The organism is Desertivirga brevis, assembly GCF_017355835.1.
Genome location: NZ_JAFEWF010000012.1, coordinates 120,413 through 142,993, shown reverse-complemented (window position 1 = coordinate 142,993; position 22,581 = coordinate 120,413). Strand labels below are relative to the sequence as shown.

The following is a 22,581-nucleotide window of genomic DNA, read 5'->3' as shown; positions in this document are numbered from 1 at the left end:
CAAAATTGACATGTGAAACGGCATTATTGATATTCTTTACGGGAGCCAGCAGGGCTAATTTTGGCCTAAGCAAATTTTTTATTTATGTCAGTTAATCGTCCGAAATCAGTAGCCGGGATCCTAATCCCGGATAGTACCATTGCAAGTCAGGCAACCGAGCTTTTGCTTGAGCATGGTACTGAATTTATCTATAATCACTCGTTACGCGTGTTCCTCTTCTCCTCACTCAATGCCAAACGCAACAATTTGGAGCATGACAGCGAACTACTTTATGTGGCTTCAGTGTTCCATGACCTTGGTTTGGTACCTCATTACAGCAGCCCTGACCTGAGATTTGAAGTTGACGGGGCCAATGCAGCCCGTGACTTCCTAAAAAGTCATGGAATAGCAAAGGATAAACTTCAGCTTGTATGGGACACTATCGCCCTGCACACCACCATCGGAATAGCTGAGCACAAAGAGAATGAAGTTGCCTTAATGTACAGCGGTGTTGGCCTTGACGTAATGGGAGAAGGATACGAAACCCTTAGCGCAGCAAACCGGGAAGAGATCATTTCTTACTTCCCGCGTAATGATTTCAAAAAGAAAATCATCCCAACTTTCTTTGGCGGTTTCGAACATAAAACCGAAACGACTTTCGGGAACATTAAAGCAGATGTCTGCTCTTATATGATACCAAACTTCCATCGAAAGAACTTTTGTGATTGCATCCTTCATTCTCCCTGGTCAGAATAACACGACAACGAATAAAGGTGAGAGCAAATAGGACTTCCGTGTTGTCATCAAGGTGAATAATGAAGAAAGCCCGCAGAAGGCTTTCTTCATTTAATATAATTCATTCTCCAAGGCCACATACTTATTGCGAACCGTCCCATCTGCAAACAACTCTAGAATTGCGTAGCCTGGGGGTGTTTCCTGATAATAGTAAGGTCCTGCTGATTCTTTATCTCCCTTGCCCCACCAGAATCCACTTAAGGAACCATTACAGAAGTAAGATGTACCGTTGTAGACCACGCTATCCCTTAAATGCTGATGCCCACTCAGGCATACTTTCACTTTATCCTTATGTTTATAAAATAATTCCTTTAGCTCTTTGTAGTCGCCATGCTGACCACCACTCCATGCACAGGTAGAGGAGAGTATTGGGTAATGTGACATCATAAGGACGGGCGAGTTCGTGGCAAGCTTCCCGAGGCTATCCTTTAGCCATTCCATCTGTTCACCGTCTAAACGCGTTCCTTTATTATTGCCATCCAGGATGAAAAAATGCCAACCATTCCTAGTAAAACTGTAGTACCGGTGCGGCATCTTTAAACGCTTCGCTGCATAGGCAACTCCATACATCCCGTCTTGATCAGAAGGCGCTTTCCACCAGGGATCATGATTCCCGATACAGCTAAATACTTCAAGCCGGGTACTACCAATAAAATTATCCCAAATCGCCCATTGTTCAGTAACCATTTCCCTGGTAACATCATCATAAGAGGCGTCAAATATCGAATCTCCTCCGTTAAGGATAAAATCTATGTCTTTATTACTGAGGGCCTCTAAAAGATAACGTTTGGCTCTTTCAGGAATATCCTCCTTACTTCGAATATGAACATCTGTAATATGAGCAATAGTAAGAGTTGGCTTCAATCTATTTGTTGAAGCATTGGAAATAGAAGGTAAAGCGGCAGCTCCACTTAGGGCAATGGCTCGTTGAATAAAGTTTCTTCTTTTCATGAGAAATTTTCCGTGATAATTTAATTCGATTTCCTATCAGTATACATACCATATAAGGCAATAAGAGCCCAGGCAAAATTGATAAAGGCTGATGGATAAGAATGATCATACCAGGCACTGGCAGCGACAAAGAACCCACCTAAGATATTTGCCAAATGAAACGGAACCGAGGTCGACTTCCATTTCTTGGTTATTAACAGAAAATACGAGACAAGGAATAAAAAAGCACCCAGCCAGCCTAAGGTATTAAAGAATATATCGAAGGAGACAGGGTACATCCTCAGTTACTTTTGCTAAATATCCAACGGTTAACTGTGTTATACTTTCCTTCCAGCGCTATCTTATAAAATTCTGAAGGCGGTTGTCCCTTTAGATCTATTTCAAATTCCCCATCCTTTACCGGAACCTCTCCAATCAATTTATATTTATCTGATTTCCCAGTTTGTTTGTAATCGTTAGACGTGCTTAAGAGGACCTTTATCTTCCCCTCATTGTTAGCAGGCTTCCAGGACAATTTTATTCTGTTATCAGTTACCACGACGCGGGGCTGCGATACTGATACTTTTCCAATAAGGGGCACACCATCTAATTCTTTTTGTTGCTCAGAAGATAGTTTAACATCAAGGAAGCGCGCAAGGGTAGGTAATATGTCAACCACACCGACCTGCTTCGTTTCAGTTGCATAACTATTTACCGGCTTAGCATTGGTAACGATCCATGAAGCCCGTTCGCGATCTGATTGTCCCCCGTGATTACGTCCTGTTTTCGGATCTCGTCCGTGATCAGTGGTAATTACAAGGAGCCAATCCTCCATATATTTCTCCTTACGTTTCTTTATTGATTCCCATAACTTGCCTATACGCTGGTCGGCAAGCTTGACCGCCTCCCGGTATTGTTCGCTATCCCCGTACATGTGCCCCATGTCGTCCGTGAATTCAAGGTATACCCAGGAAAGGTCGGGCGCCTCCTGAGTAATCACGCGAGCAGCTTCATCGGTAACAGCCTGATCAATTTCCGACATGAACTTTCTGGCTTTGTCATGAGGATAATTTGCCGTGTCTAACTCGAGGCCATCAAAGTGAAAGTCCATTTTAATGTTTCCTGTTTGAGGAAGACCCTCACCAATTAGTTTGGTGCGATTATCTTCCCAACTCGAGAAAACAGCGATCTTCCGATTTGGATACTGGTCTTTATACAGCCGGAAAATAGTTGGATAGTGGTAGTTGGGCGCCTTGATCGCATTATCCGGTACGTTATGTTTGTGATACCAAACACCCGTAAGTACATTATTATAGCCAGGAGCCGAGATTGTAGGAGTTTGATTAAACTCGTTCCGTTCTCCCCCCTGATAAGCATTAAGTAATGCTCCTTCTTTGGCAATAGCATGCAGGTTAGGTGTAGGTACACTATCTAGCACATCTCTTGAGACTCCATCTATTATCACAAACAGCGCTTTCTTCTTCTGCCCGTTGGCGAAAGAGGCTGCCCCGATTAAGGCAGCCATTATTAATAATCTTTTCATATTGGTACTACCAGCCGAATATTTGTTTTAGATTAGAATTTAACAATATCTGATTCTGCGGCACAGGCCTGTAATAATACTTAGGCTCCTGGAACACACCATTATCTGCAGTAGTTTGAATAGTACCCGAGTTTCCATTCTTCAGAAACACCCCCGCATCCTGACCAATCGATCCAGTACGGTAATAGATCAGGTCCTTTCCAAGAGAGTTTTTCTCTTTCACGGCAGGTATCGATTCATTATTATTTAAAAGCACTATATCCGGAATTCCGTCCCCGGTAAGATCATGTTGACCGACACCAGAAAAGTATATCCCTTCCTGCTCTTTCTCCAATAACTTACCAGCATTCCAACGCATCAAATCGTCAAATCTATAGCCTTCAAGCGCCATTTCCACACGGCGTTCCCTCCTGATCTCTAACAAAGCTGACTTTTGTGTTGCGGTAACGTTTGGATATCTAGCTTCCTGAACCGGGTCGAGTATTGGAGTAAGTGACATGTGCGGCATTCCTACCCTGTCTCTAAGCTGGTTGATACTTAAATTTATATCAGCCTGAGTAAGTTCTCCAAGCTCTGCTTTTGCTTCCGCATAAATTAGCAAGATCTCGGCATAACGAACAACTGGCACATCCAGATTCTGCTGAACTACGCTGCTCTGGTTATTCACAAATCCCTTGATCTGGTGATAACCTGTAAAATTCTTCGCCAATTGCTGCACATATAACCCTCCCCCTTGAGAATAGGTGCTCGTATTAGACAGAACGAATCCTGGGTAAGCGTAGGTCTGACTTAATCTAGGATCGCGATTTTCGAACTCTTTTACAAAAGAAAACGTTGCATAACCAGCCTGGTTAGTATAAGGAGTACCGTTCGTCATTAAATAATCCTGTAGCAGGTCTTTAGCAGGAGACACTTCGTAATTCCCGAAAACAGTTGAACTCCAGCCACTATTCCTTAAACCATTCTCATTATAAGTTGCCTGTATCACCTCGCTGTTACCGTTCAGATTCTCACGGTTGAACAGGTTAAGGTAGTCCTGCCCTGGATTTCCGGTAGTGTAGATTTTAAATTTACCATTGTCCATTATATCTTTTGATACGTCACGGGCAACCTGTAGAAAACGGGGAGCAGTTGAAGCCAGATTTAATTCGGAATGATAACGGCGGTAAGTACCCTCGTAAAGCGCAAAACGAGCCTGATATGCCTTTACTATCCAGCGATTAACTGCCCCGGCTTCCGAGCTAACGTTAACATGTTCTGCTGCGAAGGCCAGATCTTCCATTATTTTGTCGACTACCATAGTTCTCGGATCCCGGGCTTTCATCAGTAGTTCTGTGTCGTTGGTGTTAATAACATTCTCATACCAGGGCACATCAGAGTAGCGTTTAACTTTCTCTATGTAAAACTGTGCTCTGAAAAAGCGGGCTATACCTTCGTAGTGATTTAACACCTCGCTATTTAAAGGTGCCTTTTTGAAATTTGCCAAAAAGTAATTGGCGCTACGTAGCTGCTCCCAGTTCCAGCCTGTATTTATACTGGAAGCGCTTGGGGTTCCTACCATCATTGTCTTGATCTCAACTGCACCTGTAGTTGCAGCATTATCGGTTGCCCTGTCTGCATTATAAATACCCCAGCCCGGGAAGTTATACAAATTGTTAATATAGAGCTTTAGATCCTGTTCGCTATTGAAAAAGTTGTCAGTTCCAATAGCCGTTTCTGGTTGCCTTTCTAAGAAGTCTTTTTTGCAGCTACTAAGGCTAATTGCAGTTAAAGCTATGCTTGCCAGATATAGTGTAATATTTTTCATAATTAGCTTTTTAGAAATTAAGGTTTACGCCTACTGAATATCTTCTTTGCCATGGATAAGCATATCCGTTACCACTTCTTTCAGTATTGGCTGAAGGGTTGATACTTGCGTTAACGTTTATCGCCTCCGGATCAAAGTGTTTTTTTACCGCAGACCATTCATGAATATTCTCGCCGCTGGCATAAATGCGAACATTCGATACCCGCCATTTTTTGGTTAAGGTAGCTGGCAAAGTATATCCAATTGTGAGGTTTTTGAAGCGTAAATATGCGCCATTAAGCATATATCCTGTTTGTGGAATTGCCAACCCCTTGGCATTCCCTGGCGTTGTACCAAGGTTAACATCAGCAAGCCAGGCTTGCAGTATTGGATAACGGGCATCAAGGTTTTGATTGGCGAGGCCTGCATTTATAAAGGCCTGAGAATGTCTTGCCATATCCACGGCGCTATCATCATTTGGTCTGTAAAAATCAAGTAAGTGAGGATATCCTCCAGCATAAGGCTGTTGGTAGAAGCCCCAGTAGAGATAATCTAAAGGGTAGTAATCACGCTTTGCTACGCCTTGGAAGAATGCTCGTACATCAAAACCTTTCCAACTTGTATTTACGTCGAAGCCGAATCTGAAGCGCGGAGAAGAATTTCCTATAATAGACATGTCTTTAGGATCTATGGCAGTTACCCCGGTTTCAATCTTGCCATTACCATCTGTGTCTTTATATTTAGGCCATCCAGGAACAATAGATAATGCGCCCCAGGGAATGATAGAGGATTGATCAAGAGCATCGATCTCAGCCTGTGTTCTAAACAAACCGTCGCTTTGTAAACCCCAGATCTCTCCAAGCTCCATACCATTCCGGTACTGCAGCAGGCTCTGATTAGGATTATCGAACTTTGTAATAACAGAACGGCTATCTGAAAGTACAAAACGGGCTCCAAATGAAAACGGGCTTCTACCAGCTTTAACACTGTTTTGATACCCAAGAGATAATTCCCAGCCGCGGTTACGCAGGTCGGCCGCATTTTCACGAGGTTCGCTTGCTCCTAACACATCGGGAAGATCCCGACCAAGTGTGAGCATTCCTTTTGTATTACGCTCATAAATATCGAAGCTAAAGCTCAGCCTATTATTAAGGAGGCCAATATCAGTACCGAAGTTGCGGGTAGTTACCTTTTCCCAAGTATAATCCGGGCTTACCAATCCCGGGCTTGATACAGCTAGTGGCAGGGTTCCACCTATCAGGTAGCTAGAAGTATAGGGATTCAGCGTTGAAATGTAACCGTAATTGGAAACTTCCTGATTACCCAATGATCCGTATGACGCCCTTAACTTAAAATTACTTAATACAGGTTGTGCCCATTTCAGGAATCCTTCCTGATCCAATCGCCATGCAGCAGAGGCGGAGGGGAAAAAGCCGAAACGTTTGTTAGAAGGGAATCGAGAGCTTCCATCGTACCGGCCATTAAATTCCAAAATATATTTGTCTTTATAGATATAGTTGGCGCGGTAAAAGAAACCTTGAATAGCCCAATCCTGAATAGATTCAGTTGCGGTAAGTTCGCCTGTTGCTAAACCAATTGTCGGATATGAAGCGGAAATAAGACCGAAACGCCTTATATTATTTTCTTCATTTCGGAAATATTCCTGGTTAAAGCCTCCGAGTAAGGTGAGATCATGACGACCAAGCTTTTTATTAAAAGTAGCATAAGTATTCAGTACGGTATAATTACTAAAAGCAAACCATTTTCGTGCATAGCTGTTTCCCTCTTCCCTAATATCGTTAGGACCATATCCTATCTTATAAGGAGTGCTGTATTCACGATAATTATCTGCTCCGCGACGATAAGTGAAATCTGCATTAAAACGCAGAGTATTCTTTATGAGCGATAGCTCACCATTAAATTGAGTTTGCAAACTAAAATACTTATCACTACTTTTTCCTCCCTCCATTAACATAGCTCCGGTGCGTCCAACACTAGTATTTGCCCAGGTTCCATCTGGATTTCTATCGTAACTGGTGGGAAAGAGATTATAGATATCAGAGATGGAGTAATTAGTAGGATTATCCCTGCGGGTTGTTGTCAGGTAAGTGTTGTTACCCAAAGTTAACCACGGCGTAGTTTTGTAATCCACTTTACTGCGAAGACTATAACGATCGAAATAATCATCAGCTATTTTAAGTATACCATTCTGGCGGTTATAATTACCAGATAGATAATAGCTGGCTTTATCAGATTTGCCACTAAGGGAAAGAGCATGGTCTTGAGAAATGGTGTTGTCACTCAAGAAATACTGGGTCCAATCCTGATTACCCATATATTCCCAAAGCCCCTTGTCAGTTGGATTTATCCTTACGCCTGGTGTAGAAGGATCGTCGGAGCGTTGCTTGGCATACTGATAAAACTGGTCGCTATAGTTTACATTATCCCAGGGGGTATTGTTGGTTGAAAGTTCAAGCAACCTTGAAAAAATATAGGGATCAGTTACCTTTTCCGGAATTACTGTTGGTTTATTAAGGGAGGTGTTTGCACTATAGCTAACCCTGACTCCATCTTGCGATCCGCTTTTAGTTTTAATGAGAATAACACCGAAGGCTGCACGTGCGCCGTAAACAGCTGCAGCAGAAGCGTCCTTTATCACTGAGATTGTTTCAATATCCTGAGGAGATAAGCGATTAAGCTCGAGTGCGTCCGAAGGTACTGCATCAATCAATATCAAAGGATTTCCACCGTTAATCGAGGTTATTCCACGAATATTTATAGTTGCTGCCGCGCCTGGCGCACCTGAACCAAAGTCTATATTAAGATTAGGTACCAGGCCTTGTAATCCCTGCGCCACATTAGCTATTGGCCGACTGGATAATGCCTTCAAATTTACCTGATCTACAGCCCCAGATAGATTGACCTTTTTTTGTGTTCCATAACCTACAACAACTACCTCATGTAATTCAGACTGGTCCTTCTTCAGTATAACATTTAAAGAAGTTCGTCCGCCAGTTTGAAGCTCCTGCTTAATGAATCCCAAATAGGAAAACTCAAGAACCGCCGTCTCATTTGAAATGTTAATTGCAAATTTTCCATTGATGTCTGTCTGGGTCCCATTCGTTTTCCCCTTTTCTTTTACATGTACCCCGATGAGAAGTTCCCCTTGATCGTCTTTTACAATGCCCGAAACTCTTTGTTGCGCAGAAGCAAAGTTGGAACATAGTAAAAGACATGTAATTAAAGTAACGTAGAGTGTTTTCATGTCAGCCTTTTAGTTTCTGCAAAGGAAGAGCTGAAATGTTAAGCCGGCATAAAGTGCTTATTAAATAAATTGACCGATCAGTCAATTTATTTTTTTTATCCTTTCTTCGCGCTGAAAATCTATTTTTAAAAAGTATATGGGCAGAAGAAGCTTAAAAGAGGACCAGCAAAAACGGATTGTTGAAGCATTTTACGAAGTAGCAAAACGTGAAGGCATAGAGAACACTTCTTTCGGTAAGGTGGCCAAAGAGCTTAATATGCGCCAAAGTTTAGTTGTGCATTACTTTGCCACTAAAGAAGAAATGACCCTGGGCCTTATTGATCTAATAATAATGCGATATGAAAACATTTACTTATTGGAATCAGAGAAAGGTAATGCTCTGGAAAAGCTGATCGCCGTTATGAACAATATCTTCTCAAGGAAGTGGGATAGTTACATAGATGATAGCGTTTTTTATAACTGCTTTGCTCTTATTTTCCGCAATCAAGTGATAAAGCACCGTTTTCGTGAACTACACCTGCTACTTCGCGGCTGGCTGCAAAACCTGATCCAAAGCTGCATGGAACAGGGATTAATAAAATGCGAAGATCCCTCGCGAGCTGCAGACCTTGTTTTTGTGATTTCTGACGGGGCATACTATTATTTAAGTATGGTGCAGGATATGGATGAGTATGATATGCATTTGGAGAGATACCGGCAAGAGGCCTTTAAGTTATTAGGTTTAAAGGGCTAATATGCGAACAAAGCAAATACTATTTATATCCTAATTATCACTCCTGTCTGAGGCCAGACCTCAGGTGTCAAGCATTGTGCATTTTTCACTGTAGTTATAACAACCGCTTAAATGTATGATCAATTAAACATCTGGCGGTATTCCAGGGGGGTTTGGTTTGTTTTTCGGCGGAACAGCTTATTGAAGGATTGAGGAAAATCAAAACCTAGAGTATAAGCGATTTCGGCGACCGAGAGGTCAGTGGTGCTTAACAATGTTTTTGCCTTTTTAAGCAGATGATCTTGTATATGTTGCTGAGCACTACGTCCGCTGAGGTTCCGCAGGGTGTCACTCAAATACTTTGGCGATTTGCCTAGCTGTGCTGCCAGAAATGTAACAGTTGGCAGGCCTTCCGCATTCAGTTTTTCATCATTAGCAAAATATGTGTTAAGCAAATGCTCTACTTCAGTCAGCAGATTGTGATGAGCCGGTTTCCTGGTGTTGAATTGCCTAATATAGAAACGCTGACTATAATGCAGCAACAGCTCTAAATGCGATATAATCACATCTTGAGTTAAACTATCTATGGGGGTTTGCAGCTCGAGCCGGATGCGTTCAACAATCCCCGTAACCAGAGACTCTTCCTTCTCCGAAAGAAACAGGGCTTCATTTACTGCATAGGAGAAAAAACTATACTGCTCGATCTTTTTAGACAGTGGATAACCTAACAAAAAATCCGGATGAAATGACAAAGACCATCCTTCCAATTCATGGTTCCTCGGCACATTAGCTGCTATCTGGCCTGGTGCAAAAAACGACATTACTCCTTCATCAAAGTCGTAATGACCCTGACCGTATTTAACCTTACCATTTACTTTCCTTTTTATAGCTATGCAGTAAAGGTTCAGGTGCAGTATTTGAAAATCCCTGTCGTCAGGACGCCTGGTATCCTCTAACCGGAATACGTCAATTAGTGGATGACTAGGACTCGGGAGCGACAAAGCCCTTCTTTGTTCACTGATAGAATTTATCGTATACGGAAGACTTTTGCTCATACACATTACGCCTTTAAGCGGCGCGGTAAAGGTAAGGTTAACCGCGCCGCTTAAAGTTTTTTATTTGTCGATAGTAGCCATATTATGAGCATCATACCGGTCGCCAGTCGATACACCCAAAGGAATGATGGCTTCCAAACGATCCAGTTCCTCCTGCGAAAGTTCAATATCTGAGGCCGCAATGTTTTGCTCAACGTACTTAACCCGTTTAGTCCCGGGAATAGGCACGTGTCCTTTAGCTAATATCCAAGCAATAGCCAGCTGTGAAGCAGTAACGCTCTTCTCTGCAGCCAAAGCATTTATCGCATGAACAAGCTCCAGGTTCTTATAGAATTGTTCGCCTTGAAACCTTGGTATTTGTCTTCTAAAATCGTCAGCAGGGAAATCATCCGGACTTTTAATATCTCCGCTTATAAATCCCCTACCCAGAGGCGAATAAGCAACGAGACTAATACCCAATTCCGCAAGTGTATCTGTTATCTTTGCAGCTTCCACATCTCTCTCGAAAAGTGAATACTCTGTTTGAACAGCAGTAAGGGGATGGATTTGGTGTGCTTTCCTGATGGTTGCAGAAGACACTTCCGACAAACCAATATACCTCACCTTCCCTTCTTTAACAAGATCTGCCATAGCCTCAACCGTTTCTTCAACCGGCGTGTTAGGGTCCAAGCGGTGCAGGTAGTATAAGTCGATATAATCCGTACCGAGATTTCTTAACGAACGCTCCGCTGCTTTCTTTACGTAGCCTCTAGAACCGTTAAATCTCCAGGTAAGTACTTCGTTATCATCCACCTCAAATCCAAACTTCGTAGCGATAATATATTCATTACGATAACCTTTAATCGCTTTAGCTACTAGTCGTTCATTCAAAAGAGGACCATATAGATCTGCTGTATCTAAAAAGTTCCCCCCCAGTTCCAGCGACCGATGTATAGTGGCGATAGACTCTGCCTCGTCTGCCTTTCCATAGATGTCGGCACCAGCAATGCTTGTCATGCCCATACAGCCCAAACCTATTTGCGGAACTACTAAACCCTGGCTCCCTAAACTGATTGTTTTCATATTTATCCTTGTTTATTAAACAAAGCTATGGTCATTCCATACGCGGAATGTATCCATAAAGCTTATTGTTGTGTTCAGATGGCTGGTGGGAATAGTCATTATCTTATCTCATACCATAAGATCTGCAAAAATGAAAGAAATACCGCCCTATATGCGAACATTTTCTATTTTTGTAATAAACATTACAAAATAGAAAACCCCTTGTTGTATGCGTGGCCGGCCAGTTGTATTTAATGAAAAGGAAGTCTTAGAAAAAGCACAGAAATTATTCTGGAAGAAAGGATTTACCGCAACCTCACTTGATGAACTGCTGCGCGCTACAGGGATGGGAGCTGGGAGCTTCTATAACGCGTTCAAGGGTGGTAAGCGGGAAGTTTTCCGGAAAGCGGTTGCTGAGCGTAGAGCAGCACTTAAGAACTTTGAAAAAGAGGTCTCCGAAAATGAAGATCCTATCGGGATGATAAAAAACTTTTTCTTAAGTATCGCTGAAGAGAAATCTGAAAGCCATTTGCTGGGATGTCTGATCGTTAATACTGCTACAGAAATGGCTTTTTTGGATGACGAATTAGAGAAGGAAGCGGTGGATATTCTAAAGGAAGTTGAAGATTTTTACACAAGGACAATCGCAAAAGCTCAGGAAAAAGGACAAATCTCAAACACCACTGATCCTGCTATTTTAGGGCGATACTTAATAACCCTCTGGAATGGTCTGAATGTAACCAGAAGAATGTATCCCGAGCCAGAGGTGTTAAAAAAGCAGATCGAAATGCAGCTTTCTATCCTCTCCTAAATTTTTTTACCAATTTTTGGAACGATCACTACAATTATCATAACCACCACTATAGAATTTACATAACAGATATTTAAATGAATTTACAATTAGAATCACAGGTAGCTTTCATTACGGGTTCAACCCAGGGAATTGGATTTGCAATTGCCAAACAATTACTGGCAGAAGGGGCAAACGTCATCATAAATGGAAGAACGCAGGAACGGGTAGATAGTGCTATTAAAGAACTCCAAACACATGTACCATCAGCCCGGGTCTTCGGACTTGCAGCAGACTTTTCAAATTCGAATGAAGTATACAACATGCTTAATCAATTACCACAGGTGGATATCCTCATCAATAATGTCGGAGTATTTAGCCTTCAGGATTTTGCAAGTGTGCCAGATGATGAATGGAACAGGCTGTTTGAAGTTAATGTAATGAGCGGCATTCGCCTTTCCAGGCACCTGCTTCCCAAAATGCTTGAAAGAAACCGGGGTAGAATTATATTTATTACCAGTGAATCAGGTATTAAAATTCCTGCAAATATGATTCCTTATGCCATGACAAAAACCGCCATGCTTTCCATCAGCAGGGGTTTAGCAGAATTAACCAGGAATACAAACGTGACAGTTAATGCAGTAGTAGGAGGCCCAACGTATTCGGAAGGAGTTGCTGATGCAGTAGAAGGCATAGCTACTATGCAAGGAAGCAGCGTCCTTGATGTTAAAAAACATTTGATAGCCACCATAAGTCCAACCTCCTTAATTCAACGGTTTATTGAACCAGAGGAAATATCAAGCCTTGTCGCCTATTTAGCCAGCCCATTGTCTTCCGCAACGAATGGCGCAGCGTTGCGTGCAGACGGAGGAGTTTTAACTGGAATCCTTTAATGAGAAATGTATAAGCTCAAATAGAAGAGGCGGCCTGAGCCGCTCTCTCTTTTAAATCTAAAATGATAATGGCTCACACAGGTAAACTAAAATAAAACGTTGCACCACTACCGGGCTCACTTTCAACCCAGATCCTGCCATTTTGCCTTCTAACGATCTCTGCTGAAATAAACAGACCCAGACCAAGCCCTGCATTAAACCTGTTTTCATCGCTTGCCCTATAATATCTCTCGAAGATTCTGTTTTGATCATGTTTTTCTATCCCCAGACCAAAATCCCTTACGCCACAAACAATCTCGTTGCTTTGAAGATACGTTCTGACGATTACCTTATTGCCTTTTGACGAATAGTTGATAGCATTTGAAAGAAGATTTACAAGTACCTGGCTTGTTCGCTCCTTGTCTGCACTAACTGTTATCTCATCAGTATATTCTACAATTAAAGAATGGGACACAGTTGCCCGCTGCATATCTTCAACTGTTTGTATCACTAATTCATCAAACTTAAATTCTTCGTTCCGGAACTTGATTTTGTTACCCTCAATCCTGGTTACATCCAGCAAATCTTGTACGATAAAATGTAGCTTTTTAACCTGCTCATTCATTTTTGCCAGCATTGAGGTAGCGCCAATATCGTTAGCTGCCTCAAATTTTCTATTTAAAATTTGAGTATACCCTTTTAAGCTGGTGATCGGTGTCTTCAGTTCGTGACTAACTATACTGATGAAATCGTCCTTTTGCCTGTTAATCTCTTTTTCAGCCGTAATATCCTGCACCACTCCTAATAACCTTGCAGGCTGGTTGTGTTCATTAAAATAAACTTTTCCTTTAGCCCTAATCCAGGTAATACTACCATCTTTTTTTATAACACGAACTTCATACTCCAGGCTTCCCGTATTGAAGGCCCTTCCAAATGCTTCTTCCCTGATCTTTAGATCATCGGGGTGGATGGCAGAAATGTAACGACTCCGTCCAGCAATCCCCTCAATATCAAAAATTGCAGCAAGTCTTGGTGATGCAAAGAGTTCATCGGTCACCAAGTTTACTTCATATGTTCCTTGTTCTGCCGACTCCACTGCTAGTCTTGCCCTCTCTTCCGCCTCTTCAATTTTCTTTCTTGACAGCGCCTGTTCAGTAACGTCAATATTGATGATCATAATACCGGATATCGTCCCATCGGGCTCGCGCAATGCTTGATAAACAAGATCAACGTAATAAATTTCCTTAATACCGTTCCGTGTTAAAGTTCCTGCTACCTCATAAGCAGTAATGGTTTCCCCGGTAGTGTAAACGCGATGAAGCAAATCCTCAAAACCCTGCCCTCTCGCTTCGGGGAGTGCGTTGTAAACAGGCTTGTTCCATACATCCTCAGCCTTCTTATCCCAGGATTTCAACATCAGGTCATTAGCTATTTCGACTATGTAATTCGGACCACGGAAGATACATATGGCTATAGGGGCCTGGAGAATCAGGTTGCGAAGATTTCTTTCACTTTGCTCTAACTGAATAAATGATTCTTTTTTATCTTCAACAGCGATGCCTTCACTTTCATTTTCTCTCCCTCCTGATTGAACTTTGCCTGATCTCTCATTATTAAGGTGTGTAATGCTTTGGATAACATAAAGAGGCTCCCCATTCTCACTGCGAATAATCTTATTTGTTGCCGAGGAGAATGGCTGAGAGAGATCCTCCATTTTGTTCCTTTTGAAACGTGCTATAATCACTTCCTCCGCTCCTTCTTCCTTTAGCATCACCTCAACTGTCCGCTCCAATTCCCGCAGACTCGTTCCTGCAGTGTTGGCACGGTAAAAGTCAATAATGTTATTGCCGATTATATCTTCCCTTTTCCTGCCAATAAGGTTGAGGAGCTCTTTACTTACCGCAAGGATCTTAAAAGGAAGTTTCGGTTCCAGCAAAAGGATTTTTCCAGGAAGCCCTTCAAATACGGTCTTAAAGTCTATTTCCTCGTCTACCATTCCAGAAAAGCATGTTTATAATTAGTTTAATTGATCCTCACCTATCGCTACTCAACAACAGACCAAAGACAATAATATCAAAATAAACAGAATTAAGAGTTATCTGATGGACTGAGAGGCTTAAATAGAGCAGAAACAGTAATAGCAACCCCGCCATAAACTCTTCTAACAAAGAGAGCCCCTCGAACTTAATCGAGGGGCTTTCTTTAAGGCTTTCCAAATTTTGCTTTTCGGATCAATCCTTGAAAAGATATATCCACTAAACTACCTCCAACGAGGGTCTCCAATTCCTTTAGTATAAATTGGATGGTTTAACACCTCCTGAGTATTCTTATATTTCAAACCATTCAGGTTATAAATATGAGCATTAGTATTCCAATTTGCTCCTACTTTTTTACTCCTTGGATAAGGGTCCACCATTAAATTTTCCGGTGCAATTGGAGTTGGGCCAGTGATCACTCTTGTTGCTTCCAGACCTCCCGCGTTCAAGGCGCCTCCGTTAAATCCAGCTCCCCTGCTGTTGTGACTAAACGGCTGATTGTTGAAGATCTCTGCCGAGGTAAAGTAGGTAACAGCGTTGTTTGCTGACTTTGCAGAGGTTGAATAGTTGTCTGCAATATCGAACCTTAAACCCGGACGGTAGGTCCTGAAGTCCATCCCACTCAAGAACAACTGCCTGTCGTCTCCTGCAGCTTTAACGTTTATAAACAGATTCTTTTTAATGGTGTATTTACTGTTTGCCGGAGGATTCTGATGTTGTATCAGGAAGCGACCGTTCGTAATTGCAAATGCATTTAAGAAAGTGTTATTTTCAATGGTTACATTCCAAACAACACTTGGAGCCCATGCCAGGTTCGCATTCTCCCGGATAAGCTGGTCATAACTAATTCCAACAAAGGAGTTGTTTCTAATAACCACATTATTGAAAATATTTGTTTTTTCCGACTTCGCTTCGCCAGTGATCAAGCAATATCCACGTCCGTTAACATCATACATTCCAGCATCGTGGAATAAGCAGTTCTCCAAGGTTATATTTTCGATAACCTGACGGTTCGAGCCTTGGGTTCTAAACCAGCTCCGAACCATTCCCTGGAAATTACAATTGCGGGCCTCCAACTTAGAACAAGTAAATGGCATAGAGGCCGAGTGCTGGTTTATAAAGTAATTACCGTTTATTGCCTTGCCAGGATATAATGACTGATTGAAGAAGTTTACAGCAAGTGGTAGCTCTACGCTCAGATCGTCAAAAATAACATCGCCCATCGTGATCCCACCAATCTCCCCTGCTTGTGCAGGACGTCCCAGCTGAAAGTTATAAGCAAGTGAAGCATTGTTAGCATCGTTATAACCAAGACCCATATAAAGAATTGCTTTCGTTCCCGGAGCGTTCGACTTTATGGTTAAGCCTTTTGCAAGGACCACGCCGCTACCCAGATAGTATTTCTTACCTGCTTCAAGCATAAATACAGTACCTTCCGCTTTCGTGTTGTCAAACAAATAATTATTTAATATAGTATCGAGGCGTGAGGCATTGTTCTGTTGAGCCCAGGTATTAGCGTTATCCACAATGTGAGGAATAAGAACGGGTGCTCCTATTTGACCTTTCATACGTACCATGGTAGTATTATAAAGCCTGTCCCAATAACGCCCTACACCGTTGTTTAAGCCATTCACAACATAAAGGGCATTTGAACTTAAGCCGGAAATTTCTACATATCCATTCGCAATGTCTGCCGGCGTAAGCTTAACTGTTTTCGAAGGCAGATCTCTGTTTACAGAAGCTGGTTGAACCAGGATTTCGTCTAATAAAAATTTATCATTTTCATATTGAAAACTAGGATTCAGAACAGCTGGATCTTTGCTGTACACTTTCAGGTCAAAGTATACTCTCATGCTGTTTTCCGTTACCCCTGCAACCGACACCACATCGGGAATTCCCCTTCGTTCTCCCGTTTCGAATTCTGTACGATCGTCAGGGTGAGCACCGTCTCCCAAACCATACCACTTTGAATGATATGCCTCTCCTTTTGGAGAAAGAGTTTGTATGGCGAAGTTATGCTTTGTGGAATATTGCAAATCTCTTTTAGTGATCTTAAGAACATCTGGTCCAACGATAGTGTCCCAAAGAACATCTGCCGGATTATCCCATGAACCAGACTGAACTTTCATCTTAAGATGATAGCCAGCTGCTCCTTCGATGCCGTTCCATACAAGATATATATCGTTTGTATTCACTACCTGGCTTGCCAGGGGATCATTGCTTTTTCCAGTGTTCGCCTGGGTACGGAACACAGCCATAAACGCTCTGTTTAGTTCTTCGTCTGTAGGTTCGAGAATCTGCTTCCTGCAGGCAGTAAGAAATATCGTGAGGAGGCTAAGCAAAACAACGTTCAGGATTAAAACTTTATTTTTCATATTACAATTCCTTTAATTCCTTATTAATTATAGCCATAGTTATTCTTGTATACGCCGTTGCTAAGTTGAATTGCCTGGCTTGGAATGGGCAGGATATATCGTACCGGAGGCAAATTGTTAGCATCAAAACTTTCCCAATTGCCTGTCGGCCCACCTTTAATGTAACCACGGAATGAATAGAGGATTTGATTTCGTGGCATTGAAGTATCAACGTTATACCAGTCGTAGAAAGTTGCTGTCAGCCAATCTGTTCCCGGATTAAGAACAGCCTCCCAGGGGTTATAAAATTTGATTATCGGTAAGCTGGTATTTGGAAAAATATCTTTATTGTTAGGATTCGCTTCCCGCTTGTAGAACTTGTTGATAGGCAACGTCTGATACTTGTCGGATCCTTCCATAAAGTCGCCGCCTGCCATGGAAGCTACGATAAGATATTCTTTGAAGCTATCATAAACCACCTTTGAATAAAGGTTCCAGCGTACCAGGTCTTTCCAGCGGATGTTCTCGCCACCAAACTCCCATTTACGTTCCTGAACTATAGCATCGAAGAAAGACTCTTTTGATGAAGCCGCCGTAGCGATATACGCATCTACTTTTGTCGGCTGGTCAGCCGCCGGGAATGCACGTTGGCGTACCTGTTTGAATGCAGCTTTTGCTTTTGCTCCGTTCGGTCCGTTTACACCCTCCTCTACCTCATTAACTGCTTCCGCAAACATTAATAGAATGTCGGCATAGCGCATATATGGGAAATTAATCCCAGTGCTGCCTGTACTGCTGTTTCCTAATGCCCTTGAAGGATCTGACCATAATTTCGACCACTTGTTATTGTACATTGTATAATCAACCAGTACTTGTGGCTGCCCTGCCGCATCATAATTCCACATCCCAACTGTATAATCCTTTCTAACATCATTACGATCGAATGAGTAATGATAGAACGCATTTAACCTCATTCCACCGTTCACAGCTCCCCAAACATGGTTAGTCAAATTATCAGTAGAACCTACTGCTCCTCCCGTAACGTACCCGACATTACCACTGGATAATCGCAAAAAGGGAATTTCGAAAATCGGATCGTCATTACTGGTTACAATATTATTAACCTCGTCAATAAATACGTTTCTATATGCCTTGTTAAGCATGTGTGTATTAGAAGAGATCGCGGAGTCGGCATATTGCATAGCGATCCTGTAATAATCTTTGTAGTCGGTCATTCGTTTCATTGTACCCCTACCTCCCTCCGGATAAAGGGCATAACCGCCCCTTGTAAGGGACATTCTGGCAATCATACCGTAACAGAACTCCTTAGAAACCCTTTCTATTCCATGGCTCAACTGATTTGCGTATTTCATACCTGAAGCAGCATCTCTTAAGTCCTGAATAAGGAAACTTAAGATCTCATTACGGTCTTTAATGGGGATCACCAAGGAGGATCCAAGCTTCATAGATGGTTCGGTATTGAATGGCACATCCCCAAACATTACTACCAGATCATGATAGAACATAGCCCTAAGAACTTTTGCTTCACCCAGCATCTGAGTAAGGTCCTTATCGTCCTTATTGAAAACGGCGCTGTTTTGAATGCCATCAATAAAAATATTGGCGCGTTCAATTCCTTCGTACTCCTTGTTCCAGAATCGAAGAACAGGGCCAGCATGCGCAGCGCCATCAAAGGCCCGGAAATCTTCACCATTTACGCTTGGCAGCTCACCTGCGAAAGCTGTGAATTCAACGTCGTTGTTTAAAGCGAAGGTGCTAAAGTAAGCATTGCCATAAGTGTCGCTACTCATTAGAGAAGCATAAACTGCAGTTAATACCCTGTTGATTTCTTCCTTGTTTCCAAACACATAATCTCCTTCGTATTTTGAGTCGGAACTTACTTGCAGGTAATCCTTCTTACAAGAAGCAAGTGCAATTAGTATTGTACTGAGAATTATAAAATATTTCCTCATCTCGTATAATTTTTTGATAAATACCCTGGACTATAAAGTAATATTAAGACCTGCCACAAAATTCCGGCTCCGCGGATAACGATTGTAGTCTATACCAGGAGTTAGCCCGGTTTGCACATCAACTTCAGGATCATATCCCCGGTATTTGGTCCATAAGAACAAGTTGTAACCACTTAAAAACACGCGCAGACTTCCTACCTTAACACGGCTCAAAGCCTTTTGAGGTAAGGTATAACCAAGAGTAAGGTCTTGCAATCGCAGGAAAGAACCGTCTTCGATAAAGTAAGAGTGGGTTACTTTCTTCCCAATATCTACCGGGTTGAATATAGTAGCATTTGCATTTACTTCCTGGTATTGGGTAACGTAGTTCGCATTGCTCACCATCCGGTCACCATAAACATCATCAGCATACCTCCAGCGGCTGCTTGAATTAAACTCCGGAAGCACATTGAAGTAGTTGTTATTGTTGTTTTCGAAAGAGGATAAGGTATAGCGGGTAGCATTGTTTACATCGAACCCATACATGTAGAAGAAGTTGGCAGACATGTCAAAATTCTTCCAGCCTCCTGACAAATTGAACCCACCTGTGAATTTAGGGTTCGTGTTCCCTATAACCACTCTGTCCCTTTCGTTTACTACATTGTTTTCCCCCTCTGCATCTACAAAATTTTTGAATCTTGGCCTACCTGGCTGGGTACCAAAAAGTGCATCATTATTTACAGTTCCTGGTTTAGCCACCCAATTCAGGCCCTGCAGATCGAAATCATCAAAACGGTAAATGCCATCATAAACATAGCCATATATAAGCCCTACCTGATCGCCTACTTTTAACATGTAATCGGCATCAGAAGATCGCCATCCGCTTGAAGGACTCATCCATAGAACATCCTCAGCACCATTGAGCTTATCAATACGCTTCCGATTAGCACCAAAAGTGAAAGTTGCATTCAAATAAGCCTTAGGACGCTTAATAACCTGAGCATTAACCGTAAGCTCCACGCCCCGGTTAGTAACCTGCCCTACGTTCTGCATTTGTTTTGTATAACCTGTGGTTGTTGGGATGTTACTTTCGTAAAGGAGATCAGTTGTGGTATACCAGTAAACTTCAGGAGTGATAGTCAGCCGGTCATTGAATATGCCCATATCGATGGCCAGGTTACGGGTAAGAGTAGTTTCCCATTTAATGTTTGGGTTAGGCATCGTTCCTCCACCTGTATTGGTATAATACTCATAGCCGGTTTCGCTGGTTTCACCCCAGCCCGGTCCACCACTTGACGTGATGGCGTACTGATATCTCCACATATCATCAGTAATATTGTTATTTCCGGCTTTACCAACGGCTGCACGAATTTTGAACTGGGAGAAAATCTTCTGATCAGCCATAAAGGGTTCCTCTGTAACTACCCAAGCTCCTGAAACGGCAGGAAAATAACCCCATTGTTTTCCTGGCGCAAACTTAGTAGATCCGTCAGCCCGGTAAGTAAGCATGAAGAGATACCTCTGATCGAAATTGTACCTGGCTTGTCCGAAGTAGGATGATAGCCTTTCAGGGGAAGTTATTGCTGATAAAGATCTCCAGGGAGTTCCTAAACCGAAGTTTCGTATCGCCCTTACTGGTTCAACAGCTTTAGGAAAATACCGCGACGTATTTGTATTTGTAAAGCGGGTTGTGCTTAGAATTTCCTGACCAGCCAGGAAAGAATAATTATGTTTATCCTTTGTTCTAGTATACTCTAATGTATTATTCCATTGATATCGGTTAGTCCTTTGCGTAGAAAGTTCGGCTACAGGCAAACGATTGTTACCGGCAGCTGTAGGGGTTAGGTCGCCCCAGAATCGATCGGAGAACGCATGAGTCATCTGATGTGAACCAGTGGTACGGAAAATGAGGCCTTTTAACAAAGTCCAATCAATTGAAGCCTGATTAACGAACTGATAAGTATTCCTTCTCTGATAGTTTTGATCAATATCTCCTTTAGGATTGGTATATTGAAACGAGCGCTCGTCTTCGGGGTCTATGTCTTCGGTCGGAAGGTAGGAAAATTCGCGAAGTCCATTAGTAGGCCGGTAGCGTAACACATCGATCAAACCACCAGATCCAATTGCATCAGCTCCATTTCCCCTGTTCTGTGTATAGATAAAACGGGGATTTATTTGCACCTTAACCTTTTTAGATAGGTCTGCAGCAAACTTTGTATTAACATTAGTTCGCGAAATACCAGATCCAATAAGCACCCCTTTTTCTTCGTTATGAGTAATACTTGTATTGTACCTTAGTGTCTGCGTCCCTCCGTTAAGGGTGAGATTGTACATTTGACTCAAAGGATTACCTCCCAGGATCTCATCCTGCCAATCGTTTCCTTGAAAACGTTTATATAGATCAAAATCCATTGGGTTCCCAAAATTCCCTCTGAATCTCTGACGGTTGGTATTATTACCAACTACTGATTCGTACTGAACCTTGACGAACTCATAGGGATCCATCACTTCGATTTTACGTGCAAGGGTTCTTACCTGCGTGTTATGGTTAAAATTAACGCTAAGTTTGCCAGCCTTGGCACGTTTAGTAGTAACTACAACTACCCCGTTTCCTCCGCGGGCACCATAGATAGCCGTCAGGGAAGCATCCTTTAAGACGTCAATACTCTGAATGTCTGTTGGGGGAATATCATTGATATTATCTACAGGGAAACCATCAACGATAAAAAGAGGGGCATTACTTTGCGTTACGGAGGTTCCTCCACGAATACGGATGTTAATTTCCGATCCCGGTGCACCATCAGCCAGAGTTACCTGTACACCGGCTGCTTTACCTTGTAATGCTTCAGCCGCTGATGATACCGGAACTCGTCCTAATACCTTGCCTGACACGGAAGCAACCGAACCGGTAAGATTCTTTACCGCTGTAGAAGACCCGTATCCGATAATTACCACTTCTTCCAGGCCTTTAGACTCTTCGGCCATCGACACCTTTAACGGTCCCTCACCCGTCACCGAAACTACCTGGGTGGTAAACCCGATCATTTTAAATTCGAGTTGAACAGTCCCTGTTTCTTTAGTGCGGAGAGAAAATTTTCCTTTCTCATCTGTTTTGGTTGCCACGTTGGTGCCCTTAAGTAGAATTGAAACACCTGGTAGTGTCAGTCCCGTCCCCTTTTCTGTTACCGTACCGGTGATTTGTCTATCCTGCGCCAACAGGCTAAAAGAAACCGAAAGTAAGATTGCAAGAAGTAGCAGTCTTTTCATAATGCAAGAAATTTGTATGAATAATTAGTTAGTAATTGGAAATGGTTAGTTAAATAATAACTGATAAATAGCTAATAGTAAATTTTTATCACTTCATAATTTCAGTTTGATATTGATTAATAGATATTAATTGCTGTCTGGCTTTTGGGGCCGTATTGAATCAGCGACCAAAGTTACCACCCTGCCCAAGCATCACTTTTTGAT

15 protein-coding genes are annotated in these 22,581 nt (G+C 42.3%); 4 read left to right on the top strand and 11 right to left on the bottom strand.

Annotation, left to right across the window (positions count from 1 at the left end):
- Positions 1–84 precede the first annotated feature (84 nt).
- A complete protein-coding gene (locus J4N25_RS23750) occupies positions 85–735 on the top strand; it encodes an HD domain-containing protein (protein WP_207424382.1) in 651 nt (216 codons plus the stop codon).
- A 90-nt stretch (positions 736–825) separates the two neighbouring features.
- Here J4N25_RS23750 and J4N25_RS23745 read toward each other — a convergent pair whose 3' ends face one another.
- Genes J4N25_RS23745 through J4N25_RS23730 form a run of 5 tightly spaced genes read right to left on the bottom strand, consistent with a single transcriptional unit; the run spans position 826 to position 8,298 of the window.
- Positions 826–1,725, bottom strand: coding sequence for a metallophosphoesterase family protein (locus J4N25_RS23745; protein ID WP_207424381.1), 900 nt, complete (start codon positions 1,723–1,725; stop codon positions 826–828).
- A gap of 20 nt (positions 1,726–1,745) precedes the next feature.
- Positions 1,746–2,003, bottom strand: a complete 258-nt coding sequence (locus J4N25_RS27245) for a CBU_0592 family membrane protein (protein WP_439648775.1) — start codon at positions 2,001–2,003, stop codon at positions 1,746–1,748.
- A gap of 2 nt (positions 2,004–2,005) precedes the next feature.
- Positions 2,006–3,247: an alkaline phosphatase family protein gene (locus tag J4N25_RS23740; protein WP_207424380.1), complete on the bottom strand. Its 1,242-nt coding sequence runs from the start codon at positions 3,245–3,247 to the stop codon at positions 2,006–2,008.
- A 7-nt stretch (positions 3,248–3,254) separates the two neighbouring features.
- Complete coding sequence (locus J4N25_RS23735) at positions 3,255–5,054, bottom strand: RagB/SusD family nutrient uptake outer membrane protein (RefSeq protein WP_207424379.1); 1,800 nt, start codon at positions 5,052–5,054, stop codon at positions 3,255–3,257.
- Between the two features lie 10 nt (positions 5,055–5,064).
- Positions 5,065–8,298 carry a SusC/RagA family TonB-linked outer membrane protein gene (locus tag J4N25_RS23730; RefSeq protein WP_207424378.1) on the bottom strand — a complete coding sequence of 1,078 codons (3,234 nt, stop codon included), beginning with the start codon at positions 8,296–8,298 and terminating at the stop codon, positions 5,065–5,067.
- 136 nt (positions 8,299–8,434) lie between these two features.
- Between J4N25_RS23730 and J4N25_RS23725 the strand changes: the two genes are divergently transcribed.
- A complete protein-coding gene (locus J4N25_RS23725) occupies positions 8,435–9,031 on the top strand; it encodes a TetR family transcriptional regulator (RefSeq protein WP_207424377.1) in 597 nt (198 codons plus the stop codon).
- 119 nt (positions 9,032–9,150) lie between these two features.
- Here J4N25_RS23725 and J4N25_RS23720 read toward each other — a convergent pair whose 3' ends face one another.
- Together J4N25_RS23720 and J4N25_RS23715 are read right to left on the bottom strand one after the other, a co-directional pair.
- Positions 9,151–10,065 (bottom strand): helix-turn-helix domain-containing protein, encoded by a 915-nt coding sequence (locus tag J4N25_RS23720; protein ID WP_242696006.1) that lies wholly within the window; start codon positions 10,063–10,065, stop codon positions 9,151–9,153.
- Between the two features lie 60 nt (positions 10,066–10,125).
- A complete protein-coding gene (locus tag J4N25_RS23715) occupies positions 10,126–11,127 on the bottom strand; it encodes an aldo/keto reductase (RefSeq protein ID WP_207424375.1) in 1,002 nt (333 codons plus the stop codon).
- Positions 11,128–11,335: 208 nt separating this feature from the next.
- On the opposite strand from J4N25_RS23715, the gene J4N25_RS23710 reads away from it, so the two are divergent.
- On the top strand, positions 11,336–11,917 hold the full coding sequence (locus J4N25_RS23710; protein WP_207424374.1) for a TetR/AcrR family transcriptional regulator: 582 nt from the start codon (positions 11,336–11,338) through the stop codon (positions 11,915–11,917).
- Positions 11,918–11,994: 77 nt separating this feature from the next.
- Positions 11,995–12,789, top strand: a complete 795-nt coding sequence (locus J4N25_RS23705) for an SDR family NAD(P)-dependent oxidoreductase (protein ID WP_207424373.1) — start codon at positions 11,995–11,997, stop codon at positions 12,787–12,789.
- Between the two features lie 73 nt (positions 12,790–12,862).
- On the opposite strand, the gene J4N25_RS23700 is transcribed toward J4N25_RS23705, so the two are convergent.
- The 4 genes from J4N25_RS23700 to J4N25_RS23685 form a co-directional block, all read right to left on the bottom strand.
- Complete coding sequence (locus J4N25_RS23700; RefSeq protein WP_207424372.1) at positions 12,863–14,764, bottom strand: PAS domain-containing sensor histidine kinase; 1,902 nt, start codon at positions 14,762–14,764, stop codon at positions 12,863–12,865.
- Between the two features lie 264 nt (positions 14,765–15,028).
- Complete coding sequence (locus J4N25_RS23695; protein ID WP_207424371.1) at positions 15,029–17,179, bottom strand: hypothetical protein; 2,151 nt, start codon at positions 17,177–17,179, stop codon at positions 15,029–15,031.
- A gap of 23 nt (positions 17,180–17,202) precedes the next feature.
- On the bottom strand, positions 17,203–19,131 hold the full coding sequence (locus J4N25_RS23690) for a RagB/SusD family nutrient uptake outer membrane protein (RefSeq protein WP_207424370.1): 1,929 nt from the start codon (positions 19,129–19,131) through the stop codon (positions 17,203–17,205).
- Positions 19,132–19,161: 30 nt separating this feature from the next.
- A complete protein-coding gene (locus tag J4N25_RS23685; RefSeq protein ID WP_207424369.1) occupies positions 19,162–22,377 on the bottom strand; it encodes a SusC/RagA family TonB-linked outer membrane protein in 3,216 nt (1,071 codons plus the stop codon).
- Between the last annotated feature and the right edge of the window lie 204 nt (positions 22,378–22,581).

Coding starts and splice junctions, on each gene's coding strand:
- J4N25_RS23745 (WP_207424381.1), bottom strand. CDS start 1,725: ATGAAAAGAAGAAACTTTATTCAACGAGCCATTGCCCTAAGTGGAGCT.
- J4N25_RS23710 (WP_207424374.1), top strand. CDS start 11,336: ATGCGTGGCCGGCCAGTTGTATTTAATGAAAAGGAAGTCTTAGAAAAA.
- J4N25_RS27245 (WP_439648775.1), bottom strand. CDS start 2,003: ATGTACCCTGTCTCCTTCGATATATTCTTTAATACCTTAGGCTGGCTG.
- J4N25_RS23715 (WP_207424375.1), bottom strand. CDS start 11,127: ATGAAAACAATCAGTTTAGGGAGCCAGGGTTTAGTAGTTCCGCAAATA.
- J4N25_RS23685 (WP_207424369.1), bottom strand. CDS start 22,377: ATGAAAAGACTGCTACTTCTTGCAATCTTACTTTCGGTTTCTTTTAGC.
- J4N25_RS23720 (WP_242696006.1), bottom strand. CDS start 10,065: ATGAGCAAAAGTCTTCCGTATACGATAAATTCTATCAGTGAACAAAGA.
- J4N25_RS23700 (WP_207424372.1), bottom strand. CDS start 14,764: ATGGTAGACGAGGAAATAGACTTTAAGACCGTATTTGAAGGGCTTCCT.
- J4N25_RS23740 (WP_207424380.1), bottom strand. CDS start 3,247: ATGAAAAGATTATTAATAATGGCTGCCTTAATCGGGGCAGCCTCTTTC.
- J4N25_RS23725 (WP_207424377.1), top strand. CDS start 8,435: ATGGGCAGAAGAAGCTTAAAAGAGGACCAGCAAAAACGGATTGTTGAA.
- J4N25_RS23695 (WP_207424371.1), bottom strand. CDS start 17,179: ATGAAAAATAAAGTTTTAATCCTGAACGTTGTTTTGCTTAGCCTCCTC.
- J4N25_RS23750 (WP_207424382.1), top strand. CDS start 85: ATGTCAGTTAATCGTCCGAAATCAGTAGCCGGGATCCTAATCCCGGAT.
- J4N25_RS23690 (WP_207424370.1), bottom strand. CDS start 19,131: ATGAGGAAATATTTTATAATTCTCAGTACAATACTAATTGCACTTGCT.
- J4N25_RS23735 (WP_207424379.1), bottom strand. CDS start 5,054: ATGAAAAATATTACACTATATCTGGCAAGCATAGCTTTAACTGCAATT.
- J4N25_RS23705 (WP_207424373.1), top strand. CDS start 11,995: ATGAATTTACAATTAGAATCACAGGTAGCTTTCATTACGGGTTCAACC.
- J4N25_RS23730 (WP_207424378.1), bottom strand. CDS start 8,298: ATGAAAACACTCTACGTTACTTTAATTACATGTCTTTTACTATGTTCC.